Source organism: Bradyrhizobium sp. NAS96.2 (genome assembly GCF_001908235.1).
Classification (GTDB): domain Bacteria; phylum Pseudomonadota; class Alphaproteobacteria; order Rhizobiales; family Xanthobacteraceae; genus Bradyrhizobium.
On the sequence record NZ_LGHK01000137.1, the window covers coordinates 1 to 25,343 of the forward strand.

The window sequence follows — 25,343 nt, forward strand, 5'->3', positions numbered from 1 at the left end:
TGCCACCGCGGGCCTCGTCGCCGCCAGCCTGGCGGCCGCGCCCGCGCGTGCCGAGCGGCTGATCGTGTCGGTCTCCAACCACCGCGTCACGGTGACGCCGAACTATTCCGGCGGCGAGCTTGTGCTGTTCGGCTCGGTCGAGAAGGACGACAAGACGCCGTCCAATCGCGGCAATTACGATCTCGTGGTCACGGTATCCGGCCCGCGCGCCGACATGGTGACGCGGCGCAAGGAGCGCAAATTCGGGATCTGGATCAACACCGACTCGCGCCAGTTCCTGCAGGTGCCGGGCTATCTCGCGCTGTTCTCCAATCGCCCGTTCGACCAGATCGCTTCACCGGAGGTACAGCGGCGGCAACAGCTCGGGCTCAACAATGTGCTCTTGATGCAGCGGGTCGGCCCCGACTTTGCCGACGTGGTGCCGAACGACCCCTTCCGCAGCGCCTTCGTCCGGCTGCGCTCCGAACACGGCCTCTACCGCGAGGCGACCTCGGCGGTGACGTTCCTGACGCCCACTTTGTTCCGCACCGGCATTCCGCTGCCGGCGGAGGTGCCGATCGGCACCTACAATGTCGAGATCAAGCTGTTCTCCGAGGGCGCGCTGGTGACCAAGACCGAGACCGCGTTCGAGATCGTGAAAGTCGGCTTCGAGCAGTTCGTCGCCACCACTGCGCGGCAGAACGGCCTGGTCTACGGCCTCGTCACCGCCTTCATGGCGCTGATGACCGGCTGGATGGCCTCGATCGTGTTTCGCAAGGACTAAAGGCGTAGGCTGGGTGGAGCGAAGCGATACCCAACATCCTGGGCCGCGGCGACATGATGGGTATCGCTGCGCTCCACCCATCCTACGGTCCCTAGCTCCGCCGCAGCGCGCTTTCGAACGCGTCGCTCAGGATCGAGAGGCCAAGATCGATCTCGTCGTCGCTGATCGTCAGCGGCGGAGCAATCCGGAACACGCTGCCCATGCCGGGCAACTGCACGATGTTGGTGCTCAGTCCGAGCTCCATGCAGCGCTGCGACACGCGCGTGCCGAGCGCTTCGTCAGGCTCCTTGCTGAAGCGGTCGCGCACGATCTCGATGCCTTGCATCAGTCCCCTGCCGCGCACGTCACCGATGCAGTCGAACCGGTTCTGCAGGGCGAGGAGCCCATCTCGCAGCCGCGCACCCGCGATCCCGGCGCGTTCGACCAATCGGTCGCGCAGGATGATCTCGATGACCTTGAGCCCGACCGCGGCCGGCATCGGATCCGACACGTGCGTCGTGTAGAACAGGAAACCGCGTTCGTGACACTGCTCCTCGATCTCGGCTGACGTGATGACCGCGGCCAGAGGCAGGCCGGCGCCGAGTGTCTTCGACAGGGTCAGGATGTCAGGCACGACGCCATCGCGCTCGAACGCGAACATGGCGCCGGTTCGCCCGAGGCCGGTCTGCGCCTCGTCGACAATCAGCAGCATGCCGCGCGCGCGGCACAATTCCTTCAGCGCGGCAAGATAGCCCTCCGGCAGATCGATCAGCCCGCCGGAGCTAAGGATCGGCTCGGCGATCACACAGGCAAGCGAGCCGGTCGATTGGCGATCGACGAGATCGAAGCCATAGGCCAGCTCGGCTCGCCAGTCGGACGCGTTACCGAAGCGCGGGCGATAAGGATTCGGCGTCGGGATGGCGAGCGAGCCGACCGGCGCGGGACCATAGCCCTTGCGGCCCGCCGAATAGGTCGTCCCCGCCGCGCCTGATGTCATGCCGTGCCAGGACTGCGCGAATGCGACGGTCTCGAAGCCGCCGGTGGCGAGCTTGGCCATCTTGATTGCAGCCTCGTTCGACTCAGCCCCCGTGCTCAGCAGCATGACGCGATCGAGCCCCGGCGGCAGCAACTCGGCGAGCTGTTCGGCGAGCGCGACGACCGGGCGCGTGAGCATGCCGCTGAACAGATGGTCGAGCCGCTCGGCGTGCGCGCTGATGGTCTGGACGATCTCGGGGTGGCCGTGACCGAGCACGGCGCTCATCTGCCCTGAGGTGAAATCCAGGATGGCGCGGCCGTCGGCGTCATAGACGAAGGATCCGGAGGCCCGCTCGATGATGACGGGCGCGAATGTGCCACCGTACCGGATGAGGTGACGCCGGGCGCGCTCCCAAAAGGACTTGTCGTCATTTCCAGCCATCCCCGTCCCCTTTTGCTGCTCAGTCGCCGCGATCCAGGCCGCCGCAGCGCATCCTATGCGCACACCGCAGCAATGAGCTTGCGATTTGAGATGCATTTCATCCCTGCTTCTGCAATCAATTGCGCAAAAGGCGCAAAATGCGAAAGAAATGGGAATCACGGTCGTGATCGACGAGATGGATCGGAAAATCCTCGACGTGCTGCAGGTCGAGGGGCGCATCACCAATCTCGAGCTGGCCGAGCGGATCGGCCTTTCGTCCGCACCCTGCATGCGACGAGTCCGAACGCTCGAGGAAGCCGGCGTCATCAATTCCTATGTGGCGCTGGTCGACCCGGCGCGCGTCGGGCTCGGCTTCGACGTCATCGTCGAGGTCCGCCTCAAGCAACAGAACAGGGAATCCTTCGCGCGCTTCGAGAAGAAGGTGATCGACCTTCCGGAGGTCGTCGAATGCTGCATGATCGCCGACGATTGGGATTACTCACTGCGGGTCGTGTCCTCCGACCTCGCCCGCTATCAATCATTCATCCTCGACCGCCTGATGCATCCAGACACCGATATCGCGAGCTACCGTACCACCATCATCCTGCGGAAGGTCAAATCGACGACCAAGATCGATAGCTCGCTGTTCGCCAAGGATTGAGGCGCGTAGGTTGGGTGGAGCGACTTGTCCGCCGTAGCTCGAAGAGCGAAGGGGGAAGCGATACCCAACATGGATCGGTGCAGCAGAGTGATGGGTATCGTTGCGCTCCACCCATCCTACAAGTTCGAACTTACAGCAGGAAACCGATCCCCATCGCGATCACGCTGAGCGCCATCGCAGCCGTAGAGAGCCAGCCGAGCCAGTACAGCCAGCCGCCGATCACGAAGCGTCCCATCACCGCCTTGTGGCGGGCCATGACCATCAGCAGCACCATCACGGGCACCGCGAGCACACCGTTGACGACCGCACTCCAGTACAGCGCCGCGATCGGATCGATCGGCGTGAAGTTGAGCGCGATGCCGATGCCGCCCGACAGCGCCAGCACCGAATAAAACGCGATCGCCTCCCTCGGCTTGCGCGTCAGTCCGACCGGCCATCGCCGGCCCTCGCCGACCGCGTAGGCCGTCGCGCCCGCAAGCACCGGGATCGCCAACAGGCCGGTGCCGACGATGCCGAGCGCGAAGATCACCTCGGCGAAGGGTCCGGCAATCGGACGCAACGCCTCGGCGGCCTGCGCCGAGGTCTGGATGTCGGTCTTGCCGGCGGCATGCAGCGCGGCCGCGGCGGTGACGATGATCGACAGCGCGATCAAATTTGAAAACGCCATGCCGGTGACGGTGTCGGCACGGATGCGCGAGAATTCGCGCCGCGCGCCGTAGTGCCGTTCGATCAGCGGATGCTTGTTGGCATCGACCCGCTGTTCCTCGGCCTCCTGCGAGGCCTGCCAGAAGAACAGATAGGGCGAGATCGTGGTGCCGAGGATCGCGACGATGGTCGTGAAATAATCTGCGCTCCACGTCAGGCGCGGAACGAGCACGCCGGCCAGCGCCTGCGTCCATGACACCTTGGCGAAGGCAAGCGCCGCGACATAGGCGAACAGGCTGAGCGTCAGCCATTTCAGGACGGCGACGTATCGCCTGTAGTTCATGAAGATCTGGGCCGCCACCGAGGTGACGCCGAACAGCACGACATAGAGGATCGCAGGGCCGCCGATCAGGAGCTTGGTCGCGTCTGCCATCGCCGACAGGTCGGCGGCGATGTTGACGGTGTTGGCGATGAACAGCAGCATCACCACGGCCGCGAGCAGCCAGCCCGGATAATGCCTGCATACGTTGCCGGCTATGCCGTGCCCGGTGACGCGGCCGACCCGCGCGGAGATTTCCTGGATCGCCGCCATCAACGGGAATGTCATCAGCATGGTCCAGCCGATGCCGTAGCCGAGTTGTGCCCCGGCCTGGCTGTAGGTGCCGATGCCCGATGGATCGTCGTCGGAGGCTCCGGTGATCAGGCCGGGTCCGAGCGTGTTGAGGACGCGACTGACGCTGAACGGCCGGCGCCGCGGCTTCGCCACCGGCGCACCATCATGCTTGTCGTGTGGCGAGATCGTCCCTTGGCGCGTCATGTCCGGTTCCAGCCGTTTGACAACGAGCCGGGTACCCCGAGGTTCCTGCAATGAAACCTAGCTCTCGATGACCGTGGCGACGCCGGGCTCGAGGATGCGCAGACGGCGGCCGAAGCCGAGCGTATCGAAGCTCGCGCGCAGGTCGCTCGCGTTCTGCCGGAAATGCGCCCAGCCGTCGGTATGAACCGGCACGATCACCGCGTCGGCAAAGGCGCGCGCGGTCTCGATCGCGTCGTTGGTGTCCATCGTGAGATGGAACGGGCCGCGGGTTTGCGCCGCGCCCGCGAACGGCAGCACCACGCCGCAGGCGAAGCGTCGCGCGACCTCGGCGACACCGTCGAACCAGGTGGTATCGCCGCTGATATAGACCGGACGGCCATGCTTCGCCGGTTCCACCACGAAGCCGATGACGTCGCCGGACAACGGCTCGATGCCCGCGGGCCCGTGCCGCGCCGGCGTCGCGGTGATGGCAAGCGTCCGCCCGCCTTTCTTCAGTGCGGTCGAGGCCCAGGGTGCAAAACCCTCGGCATTGCCGCCGAGTCGCTTGGCGCCGGCCTGTGTGGTCAGCACGCGCTTCGCGCCTTTGAGGAAGTCCCGGCCGGAATGGTCGAGATTGTCGGAATGCTGGTCGTGGCTCAGCAGCACCGCATCGATCTCGCCGACGTCGCGGGCGCTGAGCGCGGGGCCCGTCAGCTTCTCCAATTTCACATGGGGCAGTTGATAGTCACCGGGCGCATCGAAAGTCGGATCGGTGAGCAGGCGGAACCCGTCGATCTCGATCAGGGCGGTCGGGCCTCCGATCAGGGTGATGGTGATGCTCACGTTCCACTCCTCATGGGCGATACCGCGGCGGGGCGCGTCACCAGATAAATGCCGAGAGCGACCGGAACGATCCCGAGCAGGTCGCGAAATTCGACATCCTCGCCGAGCACGAGATAGGCGAACAGCATGCCGAGCGGCGGCATCAGGAAGTGATAGGCGCTGGCGGCGGTCGCGCCGCACACTTTCAGGAGATGAAACCAGAGCAGGTAGGCGAGGATCGAGCCGCCGAGCACGAGGAAGGCGAAGGCGCCGGCGAGCCGCATGCTCGGCACGATGTCACCGAGGCTGGACAGCGTGAAGGCGAACGGCATCACCGCAAGGCCGCCGGCAATGTTCTGGATGCCATTGCCGATCCACAGGCTGCCCTTCGGCGCCAGCAGTTTGAACAGCACGGTGCCGGCGACGATCGAGGCGAGCGATGCCAGCGTGAACAGGATGCCGTGCGGACTGTCCGTGCCGACCTTCATGCGATGCCAGACGATGAAGGCGACGCCGACGATGCCGAGCACGAGGCCGACCACCTTGCGCAGAGTCATGCTCTCGCCGAGGAACAGCGCGGCCAGCATGGCGGTGAACACCGGGTTGGCCGAGACGATCAGCGCGCCGAGCCCGGCCGAGACCGTCTTCAGCCCGGTATAGCCGAGGCCGAGATAGAGCGCGTTGTTGGCGACGCCGATCACCGCGAACACCGCGACATCGCGCCAGGAGAGGTCCCATTGGTTCCGGCGCAGCCAGGAGATGCCGAGGATCAGGACTCCGGCGAGCGAGAATCGCGCGGCGAGCAGGATCAGCGGCGGGCAATCGGTGACGCCGATCTTGCCGGCGACGAAAGCATAGCTCCAGAGCAGGCAGAACAGCGCGATCAGCAGCGGCAGGGTGTTGAAGCGGGCGCGGGGGGCGGCAATTGATGATGCGGCGGACATGGATTTCTCCTTCGCCCCTGATCTAGGCCGGCACCTTGATATTTGGAAATTAAATGATAGACTGACATCCAGTGGATTTATGAATGGAGGCTGCGATGCTCGACCTGGAGCTCCTGCGCAGTTTCGTCTCGGTGGTCGATGCCGGCGGCTTCACGCGCGCCGGAGAGCGCGTCCACCGCACGCAATCGACGGTCAGTCAGCAGATCAAGCGCCTGGAGGAGGATGTCGGCCAGCCGCTCTTGATCCGCAGCGGCAAGGACGTCACCCCGACTGACGCCGGCGATCAACTGTTGACCTATGCGCGGCGGCTGCTGGCGCTCGCCGAGGAGGCGCGTGACGTGGTGTCGCGCGCCGGCAGCGAAGGCGCGATCCGGATCGGCATCACCGAGGATTTTGCCGCCTACCGGTTGACGCGGCTGCTCGCGACCTTCTCGCGCAGCCATCCGAATTTGCGCCTCGATGTGCGCTCCGGCCAGAGCCTGTTCCTGTACCGCGATCTCGAGCGCGGCGATCTCGACCTTGCGCTGATCAAGCGCGCCGCCAGCGAGAGAGGCGGCATCGCGGTGTGGCCGGAACGCGTGCATTGGGTGACGAGCAAGAGCCATCCGCGCGACACCACCATCGGCTCGGTGCCATTGATCGGCTTCGGCTCCGGCTGCCTTTATCGCGCCCACGCCATCCATTCGCTGGAGAGCGCGGGCCGCAACTGGCACATGGCCTACACCTCCTCCAGCCTCGCCGGCATCCAGGCCGCGGTTGCCGCGGGCCTGGGCTTGAGCATTCTTTCGGAAATGTCGATCCAAGCCGAGCATCGCGTGCTGACGGCGAAAGACGGCTTTGCGCCGATCGAGCGGACCGAGGTCGCCCTCGTCGCCGCCCCCGAGGCGAGGCCCGCGACCTTGCGACTGGCGGACCGGCTCGCGGAGTATTGCGAGAGCGTGCAGGCGAAGGCGGCGTGAGGCCGAGACCGCACAACAATCTCTGCTGTCGTCCCTGCGAAAGCAGGGACCCATAACCACAGGGCGCAGTGAGAGGGCAAGCTGGAGCCACAGCCTTGTTCAACAACAAAGCCCTGTGGTTATGGGTCCCGGGTCGCGCTTCGCTTGCCCGGGACGACACCGAGTGTTTGGCGTGGCCCAATTTCGACCGTCAATAACACCGCGACGCGACGAACGCGTGGACGCGGTTGTCGCCGAGCACATGGGCCATGAAGCCCGGCGATCCGAATATCCGTGCAAAAGCCGCGTCGCGGATGCTGAGGCCGCCGGTGTAGGCGCCGAACGCCGGCATCACTGCGCGTTCGCCGTCACTGGCGAAACAACGCCGCTCGATCGAGCGGCCGCGGGTCGGCACCCGTGCCTTGGGATGCAGATGCCCGGCGATCTCGCCACTCGCTCCGGTAGGCTCATGGCGGAACACGATCGGGCCGATCGCGACCTCGGTCGCGACCACGCCGCCGAGGCTGGACGGCAGCGCCGGATCGTGGTTGCCCGCGATCCAGATCCAGTTGCGCCGCGCTTGCAGCGCCGCCAGCGCTTCGCGATCCCCATCCGACAGGCGCGCATGCGCGTCGCGATCGTGAAAGCTGTCGCCGAGCGCGATCACCTGCCGCGGATCGTGCCGCGCGATCACGGCGGCAAGCCGGCTCAGTGTCGCGACCGTGTCGTAGGGCGGCAGCAGCACGCCGCGGGCAGCGAAGCTCGATCCTTTTTCCAGATGCAGGTCGGAGACCACGAGCAGGCTCTGCTCTTCCCAGAACAGCGCGCCGGAGAAATCCGCCACGAAGCCGACATCCGCCACCGTGACTCTCGAAACGCGCATGTCGTCACCGTCTCGCAAAGCTAGCGCGCTTGCCGTCACGTCCTGTTCCCCAGAGTATGAGCGTTACGTCGTCGCCTCCCGCACGAGTTCCTCGGCCGCCTCGGCCAGAAGCTCGTCGGATGCTTCGCCATAAACTGACTCGCGGCCGATTTCCAGCAGCGCGGGGACGGCAAGCGGGGAAACGTGGTCGAGATCCTTGTGGGTGATTCGGCCGTGGATGCGCGACAGCATGTCGCTGAGGCGGCGCAGATCGAGCAACCCGGTGGCGGCGTCGCCGCGCGCAGCGCGCAGCAGCACGTGGTCGGCCTGGTGCTTGCGCAGCACGTCGTAGATCAAATCGGTCGAGAACAGCACCTGGCGGCGCGACTTCTCCTCGTCGGTGAAGCGGCGCGCGATCAGGCCGGAGATGATGGCGCAGTTTCGGAAGGTGCGCTTCATCAGCGCGGATTCCGCAAGCCACGCCTCGAGGTCGTCGCCGAGCATATCGGGATCGAACAGCGCGTTGAGATCGAGCTTGCCGTGCCGGATCATGAAGGAGAGATCGCCGAGGCCCCAGACCGCGAGCGCGTATTCGTTGGCGACGAAGCCGAGCGGACGGGCGCGGGCGCGCTCCAGCCGGCGCGTCAGCAGCATGCCGAGCGTCTGATGCGCGAGCCGGCCCTCGAAGGGATAGCAGACCAGATAATGGCTGCCGCCGCGCGGAAAGGTTTCCACCAGCAGCTCGCGCGCCGCTGGCACCCGCGAGAACTTCCGCTGCAGCGACAGCCAGTCGTGCACCTGGTCGGGCAACGCCTTCCAGGCCCGGCTGTTGTCGAGCAGCTTGCGCACGCGCTCGGCGAGATAGGTCGAGAGCGGGAACTTGCCGCCCATATAGGACGGCACTTTTGCGTCTTTGTCATTGGCGCGAGAGACGTAGACCTGATCTTCAACCAAGGCCTCGTAGCGCACCACCTCGCCGCCAAAGACAAAAGTGTCGCCGGGCACGAGGCCTTCGATGAAGACCTCCTCGATCTCGCCGAGCATCCGGCCGCCACGAGCGATCGCGCCAGTCGATCCGTGACCGCCGGCGCGCGAGAGCACCAGCCGCACCTTCAGCATGGTCTCCTCGACGATGGTGCCGACGTTGAGGCGGTAGCTCTGCCGCACCTTGGGATTGGTGACGCGCCAGCGGCCCTGCTTGTCCTGCTTGATGCGCGCGAAGCGTTCATAAGTCTTCAGCGCGTAGCCGCCGGTGGCGACGAAGTCGACGACGTCGTCGAAATCGGTGCGTGACAGCGCTGCATAAGGCGCTGCGGTCCTGACCTCATCATAGAGCTCATCGGACAAGAACGGCTTGCCGCAGGCGCAACCGAGCACGTGCTGGGCCAGCACGTCGAGCGCACCTAGGCGCAGCGGCGGCGTGTCCTGCGCATTCTCGGCGATCGCATCGATCGCGACGGCGCATTCCAGCACCTCGAAACGGTTGGCCGGCACCAGCACGGCGCGCGAGGCCTCATCGAAGCGGTGGTTGGCGCGGCCGATCCGCTGCATCAGCCGCGACGAGCCTTTTGGCGCGCCGATATTGATGACGAGGTCGACATCGCCCCAGTCGACGCCGAGATCGAGCGAGGAGGTGCAGACCACGCCGCGCAGCCGGCCCGCGGCCATCGCGTCCTCGACCTTGCGGCGCTGCGCGACGTCGAGCGAACCGTGATGCAGCGCGATCGCAAGCCCGTCGTCGTTCATGCGCCAGAGATCCTGGAACAGCATCTCGGCCTGGCTGCGGGTGTTGACGAACACCAGCGTGGTCTTGTTGCGCTTGATCAGCTCATAGACCTCGGGCAGCGCATGGCGCGCGCTGTGGCCGGACCACGGCAGCCGCTCCCGCGTGTCGAGCATCTCGACCACCGGCGGCGCGGCACCGCCGGCGGTGACGACGTCGGCGGATGCGTTCTCGCCACCCGGCTGTGGCACCAGGAAGCGCGCGAGCTGTTCCGGCTCGGCCACCGTTGCCGAAAGGCCGATGGCGCGCGTCTGCGGCGCGATGGTCCAGAGCCGCGCCAGCCCGAGCGACAGCAGATCGCCGCGCTTGGAGGTGACGAGCGCGTGCAGCTCGTCGAGCACGATGCGCTTCAGCGAGGAGAACAGGAACGGCGCGTCGTCGGAGGCCAGCAACAGCGCCAGTTGCTCCGGCGTCGTGAGCAGAATGTCCGGCGGGTAGCGCCGCTGCCGTTGCCGCCGCGACACCGGCGTGTCGCCGGTGCGGGTCTCGATCCGGATCGGCAGCCCCATCTCGGCAACCGGCGTCTCCAGATTGCGCGCGATATCGACCGCGAGCGCCTTCAGCGGCGAGATGTACAGCGTGTGCAGCCCGCTGCTGCGGCGGACCGAACGGCCGGTGGAGACGAGGCTCGGACGACCTGTCTTCGATCCGATTTCATCACCTGCGATCTCGTCAGGCTCCTTCCCCCTGAAAGGGGGAAGGTTGGGATGGGGGTCAGCCGCTTGCTCCGTGCCCGCGGCTGACCCCCACCCGTCGCGCGCAAGCGCGCGCCGACCTCCCCCTTTCAGGGAGAGGTGAGAACGATTGCTGTTCTGCCCTTCGCCGCTCAGCTCCACCAGCGTCGGCAAGAACCCCGCCAGCGTCTTGCCCGCGCCCGTGGGTGCGATCAGCAGCGCGGAACGTTCCGCGCGCGCTTTTTCCAGCAGCGCGAGCTGGTGCTCGCGCGGCGACCAGCCGCGTGAGGCGAACCAGTCGCGAAACCGGCGCGGCAAGAGATCGGCCGTTTCCGACGGCGGAACGGAAAAGAGATCGAGCGTCGACACTGCCAAGAGGTAGGCGGTTCAGGCGGTTTCGTCGAGGGCGGATCGAAAATGGCGGCAGATGGCAAGAGGTCACTTCACCTCGCCCCGCTTGCGGGGAGAGGCATAGGCCGCCCTTGGCGGCCGTTCAAAGAAACGCCGAAGCGAAGCTTCGGCTATGTTGCATCGGCAGATGCGATCCGGGTGAGGGAGCACAGGTCTCACGGCACACACCGCCTGGCGGAGAGAGCCCCTCACCCCAACCCTCTCCCCGTAAGAACGGGGAGAGGGAGAAGAAAGACGCCCCCTACTCCGTCATCGGCTCGCCGGAGAGGTCCCAATCCTTGCCGTTGAAGATCGAGACGTAGAGCGTCTTCATCGGCGTGTAGTCGTCGGGCGTGTAGCTGTAATTGATGCCGTCGAGGAAATAGGGCGAATGGAAACCGGCCAGCGTGGTGGCGTGCTTCAGCACGTTGGCGCGGGTCAGGTCATCGCCGCAGCGGCGCAGGATTTCGCCCATCGTCGCCGCCTGGCCGTAGCCGGCGAAGGCGATGGTGTTGTCGGGGTCGATGTTCGGCAGATACTTCTTGCGCAGCTCCTCGAACGCGACCACGTCCGGATCCTTCTCGTAACGCGGCACGCCGACTTCCTTGTTGTAGCGGATCGCGACGATGTCCTTGGCGTTCTCGAGCCCAGCGGCGCTCAGGATCGAGCGGCCGGTCGAGCCCGCCGACAACAGCTGCAACGGCTTCCAGCCGAGCTCGGCGACCTTGCGGATCGACTGCGACGTCGCCTTGCCTGTGGTGATGTTGTAGAACACGTCGGCGCCCGACTTCGAGAGATTGATGAGCTGGGAATCGACCGTCGGATCGGTGAGATCGTAGGTCTGCTCCATGATCACCTGTGCCTTGCCGCCGGCATCGGCCAGCACCTTCTTGAACGGGCCGAGGAAGTCGCGGCCGAAATCGTCGTTCTGGTAGAGGATGCCGATCTTGGCGTCCGGCTTAACGCTGACGACATGCTTGGCGAGGATGCGCGCCTCGGTCGGATAGAGCGGCAGGCCCGCCATGGTCCACTTGAAATTCTTCGGGTCGTTCCACTTCGAAGCGCCGGTGTTGAGCAGCAACTGCGGCACGCCCTTGGAATTGAGATATTTGTGCACGGCGGTCTGCGGCGCGGTGCCGAGCGAGCCGTAGAGCGCCAGCACCTCTTCCTGCTCGACCAGGCGGCGCGTCGCCTCGACGCATTTCGGCGCGCTGTAGGCGTCGTCCATGGTGAGGAATTTCACCTTGCGGCCGTTGATGCCGCCCTTGTCGTTCAGCATCTGGAAATAGGCTTCGCCGACGCGGCCGAGCACGCCATAGAGCGAGCCCGGGCCGGAATGCGGCACGGTCTGGCCGAGCTTGATCTCGGTGTCGCTCGCACCCGGATCGTATTTCCTGTCCGCGGCCCGGACGAACGGCGCCGGCAGCACAGACGCTGCGATGACGGACAATGCAGTGGCGCCGAATTCGCGCCGCGTATGTTTTTTCATTGTTTCTCTCCCTGAGGCGCAAAGCTCTCGCATTCCGCCTTGCGCCGGGCAAGCGCGAAGTCACGGCCGTGTGGCGCAATGCCGCGTCACGGCAAATGCGTAGCGTGTAGACTCAAGTTTGAGAGCGGGAGATGTATGGATCGCTTTCTCATCCTCCCCTGGAGGGGGAGGATCGACGCGAATGCAATGAGCGGCGAGGTGGGGTGAAGGTCTCTCCACGTCGACGCCGCCCGTGCTGAGAGATCACCCCACCCCGGCTCTCATTTCGCTTCGCTCGATGTGAGCCGACCCTCCCCCTCCAGGGCAGGGTGAGAAGCGTTACGGCTTGACGGCGACGGCGACAAGCCCGGGTGCCGGGATGTTGTCCTCATTGCGCGCGGAGAGATCGTCGAGCAACGCCAGCGTCAGCCCCGCGGCGGCAACAGAAGCACGCACGTAAGCCGCGCTGTGCGCGTAGCGCAGTCCCTCGCCGAGGATGACGCCCTCGCCGCCGTGGGTCTCCGCCGTGAACGCGAGCACACCGCCGGCGACCAGCACGCGCGCGGCCTCGGCAAGCACCGGTGCGAGATCGGCGACGTAGACCATCGCATCGGCGGCGAGGATCAATTCGGCGCTGGCGTCCGGCTTGCCTGAAATCCCCTGCAGCATGTCGTCGACTTCGAGCTCGGCATAAAGTCCGGTGGCGCGCGCCTTGTCGATCATGCGCGGCGACAGGTCGATGCCGATGAACCGGTCGACATGCTGCACGAACGCGCCGGCCGCGAGCCCGGTGCCGCAGCCGAGATCGATCGCGCGTTTGAAGAAGGCCGGCTTCTTCGCGGCAGCGCGCACCGACAGCACCGCCTTGAACAGCAGCGCCGGGCCGCGATAGCCGAGGTCGCCGACCAGCGCCGCCTCGAAGCGCGGCGCATATTGATCGAACAACGTCTGCACATAGCCCGGCGGCATCGAGCTGACCGGCTCGACGCCGAGCTGCATCAGGTGCAGGCCGGCGCCATGACGGTCCTCGGGATCGGCGTCGCGCGCGGCGCGGAACGCTGCGATCGCCGCCTCTCGCTGCCCGAGCTCGAGACGGATCTTCCCCAGCATGTACCAGGCCGACGGAAACTTCCGCACCAGCTCGATCGCCTGTTCGAGCAGCTCGGCGGCAGCCGGCAGATCGCCCTTCAATTGCAGGTCGCGCGCGAACTCGTAGCGGCGGTCGGCAACGAGGTCGCCGGAGGACAGAAACAGGCGCGGGGCCATTTTCTTTAAGGAACCAATCTTTTCTTTAAGGATCTCGGCCGGGTCAGGCCATCCATCAAAGCCCAGACTTTTTCCGAAGATGGATGCGCGGGTCAAGCCCGCGCCTGACGATTAGATATCGTGGAATCCATGCCTATATGGTCGGCATGCGCCCGCAAGACATCCTGATACCCGTCCCGGCCGGGCTTTGCTGCAAGCCCGGCGGCTTCCACATCGATCCAGTCAGGCCGGTCGAACGGGCCCTGATCACCCATGGCCATTCCGACCATGCACGGGCGGGCCATGGCGCTGTGCTCGCGACCCAGGAAACCCTCGACATGATGCGGCTGCGCTATGGCGAGAATTTCGCCGGCTCTGTGCAAGCCGTGGCTTACGGCGAGGAGATCAGGCTCGGCGACGTCACGGTGTCGTTTCATCCCGCCGGGCATGTGCTGGGCTCCGCCCAGATCTCCGTCACCTGCAAGGACAGGCGCATCGTCGCCTCCGGCGACTACAAGGATGCGCGCGATCCGACCTGCGCGCCGTTCGAACTCGTGCCCTGCGACGTCTTCATCACGGAGGCGACTTTTGGATTGCCGGTGTTCCGCCACGGCGACGCCGCAGGCGAAGCGAACAAGCTCCTCGCATCCGTCAAACTGTTTCCCGAGCGCGCGCATCTGGTCGGCGCATATTCGCTCGGCAAGGCGCAGCGCGTGATCGCACTGCTGCGCGAGGCCGGCTACGACGCGCCGATCTATCTGCATGGCGCGATGGAGAAGATCACGTACTATTATCAGGAGCGCGGCATTGCGCTCGGCGAGCTCCGGCCGGTGCGCGGCATGAAGAAGGCCGAGCTTGCCGGCACCATCACGCTGGCGCCGCCGAGCGCGACATCGGATGTCTGGACGCGCCGCTTTCCCGATCCGGTCACGGCCTTTGCCTCGGGCTGGATGCGGGTGCGCGCGCGAGCCCGGCAGGGCGGCATCGAGCTGCCGCTGGTGATCTCGGACCATGCCGATTGGGACGGGCTGACGGCGACGATCGCCGCCACCGGCGCCGGCGAAATCTGGGTCACCCACGGCCAGGAAGACGCGTTGGTGCATTGGTGCAAGAGCAAGGGCCTTGCCGCGCGGCCGCTCGATCTGGTCGGCTATGGCGACGAGGACGAGGGCGAGACCGCGGCAACCACCGGCGAGGCCCAACCCGCTGGCGAGACCAAGAAGCCATGAACCGGTTTGCCGAACTGCTCGACCGCCTCGCCTACGAGCCCGGGCGCAACAACAAGATCAGGCTCCTGGTCGGCTATTTCCGCGAGACCGCGGACCCCGACCGCGGTTACGCACTGGCGGCGCTGACCGGCGCATTGTCGTTCAAGCACGCCAAGCCGGGCCTGATCCGCGACCTGATCGCCGAACGCACCGACCCGGTGCTGTTCGGCTACTCCTATGATTACGTCGGCGATCTCTCGGAAACCGTCGCGCTGATGTGGCCGAAGTCTTCCAGTGCGCATCACAGCGAGTCTTTCCTGGGCCACCCCTCTCCCCACCCCTCCCCCGCAAGAGGGGAGGGAGCCCAATCGTTGTGCTCACCTCACAACGATGTTGAAGGAATTGACGTCAGTGAGCGACGTACCACTGGGCAGGCTCCCTCCCCCTTGCGGGGGAGGGTTGGGGAGAGGGGTATCGCGGGCGAGATCGCAGTGAGATTCTACTCACGCACAACAACCCGCCTCCCCCAACACTGGCCGACGTCGTCACCACACTGCGCACGCTCGGCAAGGCTGAGTTGCCGGCGCAGCTTGCGCGCTGGCTGGACGAGCTCGACGAGACCGGGCGCTGGGCGCTGTTGAAGCTTGTCACCGGCGCGATGCGGATCGGGATCTCTGCGCGACTGGCGAAGACCGCCGCAGCGGCGCTCGGCGACAAAGACCCGCACGAGATCGAGCTGATGTGGCCGGGCCTGTCACCGCCCTATCTCGACCTGTTCGCCTGGCTCGAAGGCCGCGGCGACAAGCCGGTCAACCGTGACCCGACACCGTTCCGTCCGGTGATGCTGGCGCATGCGATCGAGGATGGCGACTTCGCCAATCTCGACGCCGCCGAGTTCAGTGCGGAATGGAAGTGGGACGGCATCCGCGTGCAGGCTGTCGCCGGCCGCGACGTGCGCGGCCACGTCCAGGCGCGGCTCTATTCGCGCACCGGCGAGGACATCACCGGCAGCTTCCCCGACCTCGTGTCGTCGCTGCATCTGCCTGGCGCGATCGACGGCGAATTGCTGGTGCTGCGCGACGGCCGCGTGCAGACCTTCAACGTCTTGCAGCAGCGGCTGAACCGAAAAGTGGTTTCGCCGAAGCTGATCAAGGAATTCCCGATCCACCTGCGCGCCTACGACCTGCTCGGCGACGACGAGAACGATCTGCGCGAGCTGCCGTTCACCGAGCGGCGCGCGCATCTCGAAGCCTTCGTCGCCAAGCTCGGCGATCCGCGCATTGACCTGTCGCCGACGGTTCCGTTCGCAAGCTGGGAAGAGCTCGCTGCGGCGCGCGCCGATCCGAAGAGCGCGGGCGCCGGCGACGATGCCGACGCGGTCGAGGGCGTGATGCTGAAGCGGCGCGATGCGCCCTATCTGCCCGGACGGCCGAAGGGCCTGTGGTGGAAATGGAAGCGCGATCCGCACATCATCGACGCGGTGCTGATGTATGCGCAGCGCGGCCACGGCAAGCGCTCGTCCTATTATTCCGACTACACGTTCGGGGTCTGGACCCGCGGCGAGGCCGGCGACGAGCTGGTGCCGGTCGGCAAGGCCTATTTCGGCTTCACCGACGAGGAGCTGTTGCAGATCGACCGCTTCGTCCGCCGCAACACCACCGAGAAGTTCGGCCCGGTGCGGCATGTCGTGCACGAACCGGATCAGGGGCTGGTGCTGGAAGTCGCGTTCGAGGGCCTGCAGCGCTCGCCGCGTCACAAATCCGGCGTTGCGATGCGCTTTCCCCGCATCAGCCGCCTGCGCTGGGACAAACCGCCGCGCGAAGCCGACCGGCTGGAGACACTTGAACGGATGTTAATCTCCATGACAGGAAGTTAAACCCGCAAGCCGCATGGCAGCCATTGATCGCGCCTCGCGGGTTTCCCATGTGCACCGCCGTGACTTATAATGCGGGCGATTCCGCCAGGAGAGAGCGATGCCAGATAACATCAGGGACTTGCCGGCCGGCGGCCAGAGCGACGGCCTGTACCGCTTTCTCGGCGGCTCGCCGCTCTCGGTGGCGTTCCGGCTGATCCTGCTCTCGATCCTGGTCGGCGTCGTGCTTGCCGCGATCGGCCTCGACCCGTGGAACATTCTCTACAGCATCCGCCGGCTGTTCCAGAGCCTCTGGGATTTCGGCTTCGACGCGATCAACTGGGCCTGGCGCTACTTCCTGCTCGGCGCCGTGATCGTGATCCCGATCTGGCTGCTGTCGCGACTGTTCGGCGCGCCGCGCGGCCGCTGATCAATAAGAAAGCTCGCAGCCGATGAAATTGCAATTTGTCGGCTGCGGCGATGCATTCGGCTCCGGCGGCCGCTTCAACACCTGTTTCCATGTCAGCGGTATCAGCGTCAATTTCCTGATCGACTGCGGCGCCTCGTCGCTGCCGGCGCTGAAGCGGCTCGAGATCAATCGCGATGCCATCGACCTGATCCTGATCACGCATTTCCACGGCGACCATTTCGCCGGCCTGCCGTTCTTCCTGCTCGACGCGCAATTCTCCCGCCGCACCCGGCCGCTGGTGATCGCAGGTCCCGAAGGCATCGAAACAAAATTGCCAGAGGTGATGGAGGTGATGTTCGAGCATTCCTCCAGGACCAAGCAGCGCTTCGATCTGTCTGTCGTCACGCTCACGCCGCAGGAGCGGCGCAGCTTCGGCGAGGTGACCGTGACGCCCTACCCGGTGGTGCATGGCGAATCCGGCGGGCCGTTTCTCGCCTATCGCGTCGAGGCGGAAGGCCGCACGGTCTGCTACAGCGCCGACACCGAATGGACTGACGCGCTGATCCCGGCGGCGCAAAATGCCGATCTCTTCATCGCCGAAGCCTATTCCTACGACAAGATGGTCAAGAACCATCTCAGCCTGAAAACGCTGGAAGCGCATCTGCCCGCCATCAACGCAGGCCGAGTGGTGCTGACTCATATGAGCGACGACATGCTGGGCCGCATTGACGAGCTACCCTATACGGCAGCGAGCGACGGCATGGTCGTGGTGTTCTGACGACGCAATTGCTTTGTCGGCTGCCCAGCCCCCTCGCCACCGCATTGCTCTGAGAACAATTCCAGCATGGCTGCGCGACGGATGACGCGATAGAAGCGTATATTCCTTGCAACTGTAGCCATGCACGCACCCATCCACCCGAAGATCACCACCCGCCAGGTGTTCGCCATCGCCGGCCCCGCGATGGTCGCCAACCTGACCACGCCGCTGATCGGTATCGTCTCGACCACCGCGATCGGCCGCCTCGACGACGCCGCGCTGCTCGGCGGGGTGGCGATGGCCTCGGTGATCTTCGACTGCCTGTTCTGGCTGTTCGCGTTCCTGCGCATGAGCACGCTGGCCTTCACCGCGCAGGCGCAGGGCGTGGGCGAGCCGCAGGAATATGCCGCCATCCTGGTGCGTGGCTTCATCGTCGCCGGCCTGATCGGTGCGGCGTTGATCGCGCTGCAGGTGCCGCTCGCCGCAATCACGTTCCAGCTGATGGGCGGCAGCGAGGGCGTCACGCGCGCGGCGAAAACCTATTTCATGATACGGATCTGGTCGGCGCCGCTGGCGCTCGCCAATTACGTGATCCTCGGCTGGCTGGTCGGGCAGGCGCGCGCCAATCTGGCGCTGGCGCTGCAGATCGTGATCAACATCATCAACATGATTGCGACCGTGCTGCTGGTGCAGGCCTATGGCGCCGGCATTGCCGGTGCGGCGATCGCCGCCGTGCTCGCCGAGACTGCGGGCTTCGCCGTCGGCATCGTCGTGGCATGGCGGATCTCGCAAGACGGCTTTGCGGTTCCCGCAGCGACGCTGTTCGATCGCGCCAAGCTGATGCGCATGCTCGCCGTCAACCGCGACATTATGGTGCGCACCGCGGCGCTGATCGTGGTGTTCCTGTTCTTCACCGCGAAGGGCGCACGCGAGGGCGACGTCACGCTGGCGGCGAATTCGGTGCTGAACAACTTCCTGCTGGTGAGTGCCTTCTTCCTCGACGGCCTCGCCAACGCCGCGCAGCAGCTGTGCGGCCGCGCGTACGGCGCGCGCGACGGACGCGGCTTCGCTGACTCGACCCGGCTGGTGCTGCTGTGGGGCATCGGCTTTGCGCTTGTGGTGTCGGTGCTGTTCGCGCTGTTCGGCCCGGCGCTGATCAATGTGATGACGACCAGTGACGACGTGCGCCGCTATGCGCGCGACTTCCTGCCGTTCGTGATCCTGGCACCGCTGCCCGGCGTGTTCGCGTTCGGCTTCGACGGCATCTATGTCGGCGCGACCTGGGCGCGCGAGATGCGCAATCTGATGCTGGCTTCGCTGGCGATCTTCCTCGCCGCCTGGTGGGTGCTGAGCGGATACGGCAACACCGGCCTGTGGATCGCGCTGCTCGGCTTCTACGTCGCACGCGGCGGCCTGCAGGGCCTGCGCTATCCGGCGATGCTGCGGAAGACGTTCAAGGCCGCGTAGTCGTCGTAGCCCGGATGCAGCGAAGCGAAATCCGGGGTTCTTGCCCGCGGTGACGCCGTCCCGGATTGCGCTGCGCTCCATCCGGGCTACGGGCACCTACCTCACCGGCCAGTCCTCGGCCGTGATCGTCGCGGCATCGGCGCCGACAATCTCCGACAGCGAGTCGCGCCCCGTGCGGAGCAACGTCGAGGACAGATCGCGCTTGATGTCGTCGACCAGGCCGATGCCCTTGTAGACGAGCGAGGAATAGAGCTGGATCAGGCTGGCGCCGGCACGGATCTTGATCAGCGCAGCGCCGCCGCTATCGATGCCGCCGACGCCGATCAAGGGAAACGCGCCTTCGACGCGGACATAGGTCTCGGCGACCATCCGCGTCGACAGCCGGAACAGCGGACGGCCTGACAGGCCGCCCTGCTCTTTGGCACGATTCTCCTCGCGCAAGGTCGAGGGCCGCGCCAGCGTGGTGTTGGCGACGATCATGCCGTCGACGCGCCGCGAGCGGGCGACGTGCACGACGTCGTCGAGCTCGGCGAGGCTGAGGTCCGGCGCGATCTTCAACAGCACCGGCGAATCGCCCGCGTTCTTGCGCACGCGCTCGCGGGTATCGATCACCCGCGCCAGCAGATCGTCGAGTGCCGCCGATTGCTGCAGATTGCGCAGGCCCGGCGTATTCGGCGAGGAGACGTTGACGGTGAAATAGCTGGCGACCGGCGCGAAGGTCTCGATCAGCTTCACATAATCGGCAGTGCGGTCCGGCGAATCCTTGTTGGCCCCGACATTGACGCCGACGATGCCGCCACCGCCGGCGCGCGCGGCAAGCCGACGCAGCACCGCTTCCGCGCCGTCATTGTTGAAGCCCATGCGGTTGATCACGGCCTCGTCGCGCTCGAGGCGAAACAGCCGCGGCCGCGGATTGCCGGCCTGCGGCTTCGGCGTCACCGAGCCGATCTCGACAAAGCCGAAGCCGAGCCGCAGCAGCGCGTCGGGCACCTCGGCACTCTTGTCAAAGCCTGCCGCCATGCCGATCGGATTCGGAAAATTCAGCCCGAAGGCGCGCACCGCGAGCTTGGGGTCATCCGGCCGCTGCCGGATCGGCGGCAGCAGCTTCAGGCCCTGGATCGCCATGCGATGGGCATCTTCGGGATCGAACCAGCGCAGCAGCGGCAGCGAGAAGGCGTCGAAGGCACGGATCACGGCTTGAGCTCCGGAACGTCGTGGCCGCCGTCGGAGCGCGCGCGCAGGTCGAGGATTTCGGTGACCGCGCCGAGGTCGAGTTCGCCGTAGAGATGCGGGAACAGCTCGTCATTGCGCGACCGTTCCCAGCGCAAGGCGTCGCCGAGCGCAGCGGCATCGACCGCAACCAGGAACAGGCCGGTTTGCCCGTGGTAGTGCTTGCGCGCGGTCTCGGCCACCTGGGAGGCGGTAGAAAAATGGATGAAGCCGTCGCGATTGTCGTCCGCACTGCCCCGGTACACGCCCTGCCGCTCGGCCTCGCGCCAGGCCGAAGCGGGGGTGATTTTATAGATCATGGGCACGGCCCGGCCTTCCCTTTTGTCCTTGAGTCTCTTGGGGTTTTATCCGGATTTGAGGGGAAATGCCCCAGACGCCATGTGGCGAGCGAGGGACCGTATCGGCGGTAGCGGCGCAACTCAAGCGGTGCCGTGCCACATCCGGCGGCAGATTTGCGAAAATCGAAGTTTCAGGCAATAATTCCTACCATCCGGGATGTCCTCGATGGCCAAACAGCCCAAAGCCGCGCGACCGCTGACCCACGCTCAGGTCTGGGCCGCGCTCGACCGGCTCGCCGAACGTGCCGGCCTGTCGCCGTCCGGCCTTGCCAAGCAGTCCGGTCTCGATCCCACCACCTTCAACAAGTCCAAGCGCGTGACCGGCGACGGGCGCGAGCGCTGGCCGTCGACCGAATCGCTCTCCAAGGCGCTTGCCGCGAGCAACGCCAGCATGGAGACGTTCGTGCAGTTGCTCGGCGATGCCCCGCGCGGCGGCCAGTCGGTGCCGTTGCTCGGCTTCGCGCAGGCCGGCGCCGGCGGCTATTTCGACGACTCAGGCTTTCCCGCCGGCAAGGGCTGGGACGAAGTGGCGCTGCCGGCGGCCACCGACGAGCACGCCTATGCGCTGGAGATCGAGGGCGACTCGATGAAGCCGGCCTATCGCGAAGGCGACATCATCGTGGTGTCACCCGCGACCGCGATCCGCCGCGGCGACCGCGTCGTGGTGCGCACCACCGGCGGCGAGGTGATGGTGAAGGAATTGAAGCGGCGCACCGGCAAGGTGCTGGAGCTCGCATCGCTCAATCCGGAGCACCCCGACCGCATGCTCGATGCCGAGGAGGTGGCCTGGATCGCACGCGTGGTGTGGGCGAGCCAGTAGCAGGCGATGCAGTCACCACCATCGTCGTCCCGGCGTAGGCCGGGACCCATAACCACCGCTCATTATGCTTGGGCACGCTGAGGCCGCAGCCCTGCTCAAACAACCCAACCCTGTGGTGATGGGTCCCGGCCTTCGCCGGGACGACGGCGGAGATTGCGATGCGGGTCGATCGCCACAAAATCAGTGTCGTCCCGGCGCAGGCCGGGACCCATAACCACCGCTCATTATGCTTGAGCACGCTGGGGCCACAGCCTGCTCTAACAACACGATCCTGTGCTTATGGGTCCCGGCTTTCGCCGGGACGACAGCGGAGGTTGCGGTACGTTCGCAACGCCCTTTACGTCGCGTAGTCCGGCTCCTTGCGGTCCAGCATCCGCTTCAGCGCATCGAAATGCCGCTGCGACGGGCTCGGGCCCTTGTAGAGGTGATCGTCGCGGAAATCACGCTTGGTCTTCTCCACCACATGCTGCGGCAATTGCTTGAGCGGCTGCTGGGTCCACATCGCGTAGATCTGCACCTGCGCGGCGCGCTCGATGTAATAGAGCCGGTCATAGGCATCGGCCACGGTCTCGCCGACGGTCGAGATGCCGTGATTGGCCATGAACAAAATGGTCTTGTTGCCGATCACCCTGGCGAGCCGCGCGCCTTCCTCGGGATCGAGCGCGGGGCCGGTGTAGAGATCGTCGTAGGCGATGGCTTCCGACAGCCCGACCTCGGTCTGCCCGATCTCCTTGATGCGCGGATCCTCGAGCCGCGTCAGCGCGCTGGCATACGGCATATGGGTGTGGAACACGGCCTTGGCCTGCGGCAGCGCCTTGTGGATCGGCGCATGGATGCAATAGCAGGAGCGCTCGACCTCGCCCTCGCCGCGCTTCACCTCGGCATCGTCGATGCCGACTTCCATGAAGGACGACGCCGTCACCTCCGACCAGTGCATGCCGAACGGGATCTGGTAGTAGCGGTCGCTGTGGCCGGGAACCACGAAGGTGAGATGGTTGAAGATGCCTTCCGAAAAGCCGTGGATGTAAGCGAGCCGATGCGCTGCCGCGAGATCGACCCGCGCCTGCCATTCCTCGGCGCTCGAACTGTCCTGCAGCGATGTCGGCGAAACCCTGAACTGCATGCGCATGCTCCCATCTGTGCCGGCCGCTCGGCGGAGGCCGTGCTGATTTTATGGGCGCGAGTGTAGCGCAATCCGGCCGCGGGGCTCCGGTGAAATGCCGGGGATCAGCCATCTGGTTTTTGCGGCCTAGCGCCGCAGCCGTAGCCCGGATGGAGCGGAGCGCAATCCGGGGCGCCTGAGGCCGTTGGGAGATGGTCCCCGGATTTCGCTTCGCTCCATCCGGGCTACGCGTTCTTCAAACTACGACGATCGCGCCAGCGCGCCGTCGATCATGTTGACCGCGTTCTGCACGCCGTACACCGCGACGAAGGAGCCGAAGCGCGGGCCTTTCTCCTGGCCGAGCAGCACCTGGTAGAGCATGTTGAACCAGTCGAGCGAGACGCCGGGGCGGCCGTCCTTGCCCTTCTTGACCATGTCGAGGAACGGCTCGCGGCGGCCGATCTCGTAGACCACGTTCTGGATGTCTTCCGCGGTCGCGCTTGCCGGCATGTTGGCGAGCGCATCGCGCAGATCCTGCAGCGCGGCGCGTTCACCCTCGGTCGGTTCGCGGAACTGCTTGGTCGGCGCCACGAAGTCGCGATAATAGTTGATGGCGTAGCCGACCATCGCGTCGAGCTTCGGGTGAGTCTGCGGCGTCACGCCCGGCCGATAGCGGCCGATGAAGCCCCACAGCGTCTCGGCGTTCTCCGCGTTCGACGACGACACCAGCGTCAGCAAGAGCTGGAAGGTGACGGGCATGTCGGCCTGCGGCGGCTCGCCGGAGTGGATATGCCAGACCGGATTTTGCAGCTGCTGCCGCGCCTCCTGCCGGGTGAAGCCGTCGAGGAACTGCTGGTAGTCGTCGACATTGCGCGGGATGACGTCGAAATAGAGCCGCTTCGCCGCCTTCGGCTCGCGATACATGAACAGCGACAGCGAATCCGGCGAGGCGTAGCGCAGCCATTCGTCGATCGTCAGGCCATTGCCCTTCGACTTCGAGATCTTCTGGCCCTTCTCGTCGAGGAACAGCTCGTAGTTGAAGCCTTCGGGCGGCGTGCCGCCAAGCGCCGAGCAGATCTTGGCGGACAGCTTCACCGAATCGATCAGGTCCTTGCCGGCCATTTCATAGTCGACGCCGAGCGCGTACCAGCGCATCGCCCAGTCCGGCTTCCATTGCAGCTTGCAGCGGCCGCCGGTGACCGGAACGGTGACGCTCTCCTTGGTGTCGGGATCCTCGTACGAAATCGTCCCGGCCTTGGCGTCATGCGCCGTCACCGGCACGTAGAGCACAAGGCCGGTGCGCGGACAGATCGGCAGGAACGGCGAGTAGCTCGCCGCCCGTTCCTCGCGCAGCGACGGCAGCATGATCGCCATCACCTTTTCGATCCGCTCCAGCATGCGCAGCAGCGCGGCATCGAACCGGCCCGAGGTGTAATACTCGGTGGAGCTCGCGAATTCGTAATCGAAGCCGAACTGATCGAGGAAGGCGCGCAGCCGGGCATTGTTGTGCTGGCCGAAGCTCGGATGGGTGCCGAACGGATCGGGCACCTTGGTCAGCGGCTTGCCGAGATGCTGTTGCAGCAGCTCCTTGTTCGGCACGTTGTCCGGCACCTTGCGCAGGCCGTCCATGTCGTCCGAGAACGCGAGCAGGCGCGTCTTGATCTTGTCCTCGGTGAGCACGCGGAAGGCGTGGCGCACCATCGTGGTGCGCGCGACCTCGCCGAAGGTGCCGATATGCGGCAGGCCCGAGGGACCGTAGCCGGTCTCGAACAGCACCTCGTCCTTCGGATTTTTCTTGAGCCGCGCCACAATCGCTTTCGCCTGCTCGAACGGCCAGGCGTTGGATTGTTCGGCGAGCGCGCGCAGGTCGCTCGGGCTGGCAGCAAGATCAATCACGGACATTCTTCAGGCTTTCTCCAAAAAGGTCGCGAAAACTAACGCTTTCGCGGCAAAATGCAAAACTGCGCTCCCTCGCCCCGCTCTTGCGGGGAGAGGTGAAGACCTCAGCGTCAGAACGGGCTGATCGAGAAATAGCGCAGCCACAGGTCGGTGAAGCGGCCTTTTTCCCAGATCCGGAACAGCGCCCAGTTCAGCGACTGCCGCAGCAGGTCGTTGCCCTTGCGCACGGCGATGCCGACGCCCTCGCCGAAATAGCGGCTCTCGACGAAGGGGCCGCCGGAAAACGCACAGCATTCGGCGGAATCGGTGCCATTGATCCAGAACGCGAGCGAGATCGCATCGCCAAAGATGAAATCGACCTCGCCGCGGCGCAGCGCAGCGCGCAGCGTGTCGTTATCCGGATAGGAATGGATTTCGGCGTCGGTGAACATCGCCTTGAGGTAGGCCTCGTGCGAGGTGCCGGCGATCACGCCGACCTTCTTGCCCTCGAGATACTCGGGACGGATTTCCGGCATCACATTGTCGCGCCGCGACACGAAGCGCGCCGGCGCGCGGTAATAGGGATCGGTGAAATCGACCTTGGCGCGCAGCTGCGGCGTCACCGCCATCGACGCGATGATGGCGTCGCCCCGGTTGGTGGCGAGCGCATCGATCAGGGTCTCGAAGCGCCGCATCTGGATGGTGCAGGTGACCTTGATCTCGTCGCAGAGCGAACGCGCCAGGTCGACATTGAAGCCGGCCGGATTGCCGTCCGGGCCGGTGAAATTGAACGGCGGATAATCGGTCTCGGTCAGGAAGCGGATCACCGTGAGGCGCGACAGATCGGGGCGATCCGGCCGGCGCCGCGGGTCCCAGAAGCCCGGCACCGCCTGCGGTGCGGCCTCGGTGGCCTTGG

At 65.7% G+C, this 25,343-nt stretch carries 21 protein-coding genes and 1 pseudogene; 9 read left to right on the top strand and 13 right to left on the bottom strand.

Features of this window, described 5'->3' with window-relative positions; genetic code table 11:
• The first annotated feature begins 28 nt into the window (after nucleotides 1-28).
• Nucleotides 29-763, top strand: coding sequence for a TIGR02186 family protein (locus AC628_RS27075; RefSeq protein ID WP_074129864.1), 735 nt, complete (start codon nucleotides 29-31; stop codon nucleotides 761-763).
• Between the two features lie 91 nt (nucleotides 764-854).
• Here AC628_RS27075 and AC628_RS27080 read toward each other — a convergent pair whose 3' ends face one another.
• Nucleotides 855-2,159, bottom strand: coding sequence for an aspartate aminotransferase family protein (locus tag AC628_RS27080; RefSeq protein ID WP_074129850.1), 1,305 nt, complete (start codon nucleotides 2,157-2,159; stop codon nucleotides 855-857).
• 148 nt (nucleotides 2,160-2,307) lie between these two features.
• Between AC628_RS27080 and AC628_RS27085 the strand changes: the two genes are divergently transcribed.
• Nucleotides 2,308-2,799: an Lrp/AsnC family transcriptional regulator gene (locus AC628_RS27085; protein ID WP_083633159.1), complete on the top strand. Its 492-nt coding sequence runs from the start codon at nucleotides 2,308-2,310 to the stop codon at nucleotides 2,797-2,799.
• 130 nt (nucleotides 2,800-2,929) lie between these two features.
• Here the strand turns inward: AC628_RS27085 and AC628_RS27090 are convergent, their stop codons facing one another.
• The 3 genes from AC628_RS27090 to AC628_RS27100 are packed head-to-tail and all read right to left on the bottom strand — an operon-like array spanning nucleotide 2,930 to nucleotide 6,006.
• Nucleotides 2,930-4,261, bottom strand: a complete 1,332-nt coding sequence (locus tag AC628_RS27090; RefSeq protein WP_074129851.1) for an NRAMP family divalent metal transporter — start codon at nucleotides 4,259-4,261, stop codon at nucleotides 2,930-2,932.
• 57 nt (nucleotides 4,262-4,318) lie between these two features.
• On the bottom strand, nucleotides 4,319-5,083 hold the full coding sequence (locus AC628_RS27095) for an MBL fold metallo-hydrolase (protein ID WP_074129852.1): 765 nt from the start codon (nucleotides 5,081-5,083) through the stop codon (nucleotides 4,319-4,321).
• On the bottom strand, nucleotides 5,080-6,006 hold the full coding sequence (locus tag AC628_RS27100) for a DMT family transporter (RefSeq protein WP_074129853.1): 927 nt from the start codon (nucleotides 6,004-6,006) through the stop codon (nucleotides 5,080-5,082). Before AC628_RS27100 ends, AC628_RS27095 begins: the two co-directional genes overlap by 4 nt.
• Before the next feature lie 95 nt (nucleotides 6,007-6,101).
• Between AC628_RS27100 and AC628_RS27105 the strand changes: the two genes are divergently transcribed.
• Complete coding sequence (locus tag AC628_RS27105) at nucleotides 6,102-6,965, top strand: LysR family transcriptional regulator (RefSeq protein ID WP_050422253.1); 864 nt, start codon at nucleotides 6,102-6,104, stop codon at nucleotides 6,963-6,965.
• Between the two features lie 190 nt (nucleotides 6,966-7,155).
• On the opposite strand, the gene pdeM is transcribed toward AC628_RS27105, so the two are convergent.
• The 4 genes from pdeM to AC628_RS27125 form a co-directional block, all read right to left on the bottom strand.
• A complete protein-coding gene (pdeM, locus tag AC628_RS27110) occupies nucleotides 7,156-7,827 on the bottom strand; it encodes a ligase-associated DNA damage response endonuclease PdeM (RefSeq protein ID WP_074129854.1) in 672 nt (223 codons plus the stop codon).
• A gap of 63 nt (nucleotides 7,828-7,890) precedes the next feature.
• Nucleotides 7,891-10,632 (bottom strand): ligase-associated DNA damage response DEXH box helicase, encoded by a 2,742-nt coding sequence (locus AC628_RS27115; protein ID WP_143201824.1) that lies wholly within the window; start codon nucleotides 10,630-10,632, stop codon nucleotides 7,891-7,893.
• Nucleotides 10,633-10,915: 283 nt separating this feature from the next.
• Complete coding sequence (locus tag AC628_RS27120) at nucleotides 10,916-12,142, bottom strand: ABC transporter substrate-binding protein (RefSeq protein WP_074129855.1); 1,227 nt, start codon at nucleotides 12,140-12,142, stop codon at nucleotides 10,916-10,918.
• Nucleotides 12,143-12,460: 318 nt separating this feature from the next.
• Complete coding sequence (locus tag AC628_RS27125) at nucleotides 12,461-13,387, bottom strand: methyltransferase domain-containing protein (RefSeq protein ID WP_074129856.1); 927 nt, start codon at nucleotides 13,385-13,387, stop codon at nucleotides 12,461-12,463.
• A 146-nt stretch (nucleotides 13,388-13,533) separates the two neighbouring features.
• Between AC628_RS27125 and AC628_RS27130 the strand changes: the two genes are divergently transcribed.
• The 5 genes and pseudogenes from AC628_RS27130 to AC628_RS27150 all read left to right on the top strand — a co-directional run bounded on the left by AC628_RS27130 (nucleotide 13,534) and on the right by AC628_RS27150 (nucleotide 19,059).
• Nucleotides 13,534-14,595, top strand: coding sequence for a ligase-associated DNA damage response exonuclease (locus AC628_RS27130; protein WP_074129867.1), 1,062 nt, complete (start codon nucleotides 13,534-13,536; stop codon nucleotides 14,593-14,595).
• A pseudogene (locus tag AC628_RS27135) lies at nucleotides 14,592-16,450 on the top strand (cisplatin damage response ATP-dependent DNA ligase). The gene AC628_RS27130 and the pseudogene AC628_RS27135 overlap by 4 nt, the downstream one beginning before the upstream one ends.
• A 97-nt stretch (nucleotides 16,451-16,547) precedes the next feature.
• Complete coding sequence (locus AC628_RS27140; protein ID WP_050406296.1) at nucleotides 16,548-16,856, top strand: DUF6460 domain-containing protein; 309 nt, start codon at nucleotides 16,548-16,550, stop codon at nucleotides 16,854-16,856.
• Between the two features lie 22 nt (nucleotides 16,857-16,878).
• Nucleotides 16,879-17,613, top strand: a complete 735-nt coding sequence (locus AC628_RS27145) for an MBL fold metallo-hydrolase (RefSeq protein ID WP_074129857.1) — start codon at nucleotides 16,879-16,881, stop codon at nucleotides 17,611-17,613.
• Nucleotides 17,614-17,733: 120 nt separating this feature from the next.
• Nucleotides 17,734-19,059 carry an MATE family efflux transporter gene (locus AC628_RS27150; RefSeq protein ID WP_074129858.1) on the top strand — a complete coding sequence of 442 codons (1,326 nt, stop codon included), beginning with the start codon at nucleotides 17,734-17,736 and terminating at the stop codon, nucleotides 19,057-19,059.
• A 96-nt stretch (nucleotides 19,060-19,155) separates the two neighbouring features.
• Here AC628_RS27150 and AC628_RS27155 read toward each other — a convergent pair whose 3' ends face one another.
• Both AC628_RS27155 and AC628_RS27160 read right to left on the bottom strand, forming a co-directional pair.
• A complete protein-coding gene (locus AC628_RS27155; RefSeq protein ID WP_074129859.1) occupies nucleotides 19,156-20,253 on the bottom strand; it encodes a quinone-dependent dihydroorotate dehydrogenase in 1,098 nt (365 codons plus the stop codon).
• On the bottom strand, nucleotides 20,250-20,594 hold the full coding sequence (locus AC628_RS27160) for a DUF952 domain-containing protein (protein ID WP_143201823.1): 345 nt from the start codon (nucleotides 20,592-20,594) through the stop codon (nucleotides 20,250-20,252). The genes AC628_RS27155 and AC628_RS27160 overlap by 4 nt, the downstream gene beginning before the upstream one ends.
• 199 nt (nucleotides 20,595-20,793) lie before the next feature.
• Here AC628_RS27160 and AC628_RS27165 point away from each other — a divergent pair, with 199 nt between their 5' ends.
• The gene (locus tag AC628_RS27165; protein WP_074129868.1) at nucleotides 20,794-21,447 is read left to right on the top strand and encodes a S24 family peptidase; all 654 of its coding nucleotides are present in this window, start codon (nucleotides 20,794-20,796) and stop codon (nucleotides 21,445-21,447) included.
• A 337-nt stretch (nucleotides 21,448-21,784) separates the two neighbouring features.
• Here the strand turns inward: AC628_RS27165 and AC628_RS27170 are convergent, their stop codons facing one another.
• From AC628_RS27170 to AC628_RS27180, 3 genes are all read right to left on the bottom strand, one after another.
• The gene (locus AC628_RS27170) at nucleotides 21,785-22,570 is read right to left on the bottom strand and encodes a class II aldolase/adducin family protein (protein ID WP_245321332.1); all 786 of its coding nucleotides are present in this window, start codon (nucleotides 22,568-22,570) and stop codon (nucleotides 21,785-21,787) included.
• A 240-nt stretch (nucleotides 22,571-22,810) separates the two neighbouring features.
• The gene (locus AC628_RS27175; RefSeq protein WP_074129862.1) at nucleotides 22,811-24,451 is read right to left on the bottom strand and encodes a lysine--tRNA ligase; all 1,641 of its coding nucleotides are present in this window, start codon (nucleotides 24,449-24,451) and stop codon (nucleotides 22,811-22,813) included.
• A 107-nt stretch (nucleotides 24,452-24,558) separates the two neighbouring features.
• The coding region (locus AC628_RS27180; RefSeq protein ID WP_074129863.1) for an ABC transporter substrate-binding protein at nucleotides 24,559-25,343 on the bottom strand (785 nt) is incomplete at its 5' end.

Bases quoted from the DNA above. Each gene is read 5' to 3' on its own strand.
- AC628_RS27080 (WP_074129850.1), bottom strand. From the start codon at position 2,159: ATGGCTGGAAATGACGACAAGTCCTTTTGGGAGCGCGCCCGGCGTCAC.
- AC628_RS27085 (WP_083633159.1), top strand. From the start codon at position 2,308: ATGGGAATCACGGTCGTGATCGACGAGATGGATCGGAAAATCCTCGAC.
- AC628_RS27090 (WP_074129851.1), bottom strand. From the start codon at position 4,261: ATGACGCGCCAAGGGACGATCTCGCCACACGACAAGCATGATGGTGCG.
- AC628_RS27100 (WP_074129853.1), bottom strand. From the start codon at position 6,006: ATGTCCGCCGCATCATCAATTGCCGCCCCCCGCGCCCGCTTCAACACC.
- AC628_RS27105 (WP_050422253.1), top strand. From the start codon at position 6,102: ATGCTCGACCTGGAGCTCCTGCGCAGTTTCGTCTCGGTGGTCGATGCC.
- pdeM (WP_074129854.1), bottom strand. From the start codon at position 7,827: ATGCGCGTTTCGAGAGTCACGGTGGCGGATGTCGGCTTCGTGGCGGAT.
- AC628_RS27120 (WP_074129855.1), bottom strand. From the start codon at position 12,142: ATGAAAAAACATACGCGGCGCGAATTCGGCGCCACTGCATTGTCCGTC.
- AC628_RS27125 (WP_074129856.1), bottom strand. From the start codon at position 13,387: ATGGCCCCGCGCCTGTTTCTGTCCTCCGGCGACCTCGTTGCCGACCGC.
- AC628_RS27130 (WP_074129867.1), top strand. From the start codon at position 13,534: ATGCGCCCGCAAGACATCCTGATACCCGTCCCGGCCGGGCTTTGCTGC.
- AC628_RS27140 (WP_050406296.1), top strand. From the start codon at position 16,548: ATGCCAGATAACATCAGGGACTTGCCGGCCGGCGGCCAGAGCGACGGC.
- AC628_RS27145 (WP_074129857.1), top strand. From the start codon at position 16,879: ATGAAATTGCAATTTGTCGGCTGCGGCGATGCATTCGGCTCCGGCGGC.
- AC628_RS27150 (WP_074129858.1), top strand. From the start codon at position 17,734: ATGCACGCACCCATCCACCCGAAGATCACCACCCGCCAGGTGTTCGCC.
- AC628_RS27165 (WP_074129868.1), top strand. From the start codon at position 20,794: ATGGCCAAACAGCCCAAAGCCGCGCGACCGCTGACCCACGCTCAGGTC.
- AC628_RS27170 (WP_245321332.1), bottom strand. From the start codon at position 22,570: ATGCAGTTCAGGGTTTCGCCGACATCGCTGCAGGACAGTTCGAGCGCC.
- AC628_RS27175 (WP_074129862.1), bottom strand. From the start codon at position 24,451: ATGTCCGTGATTGATCTTGCTGCCAGCCCGAGCGACCTGCGCGCGCTC.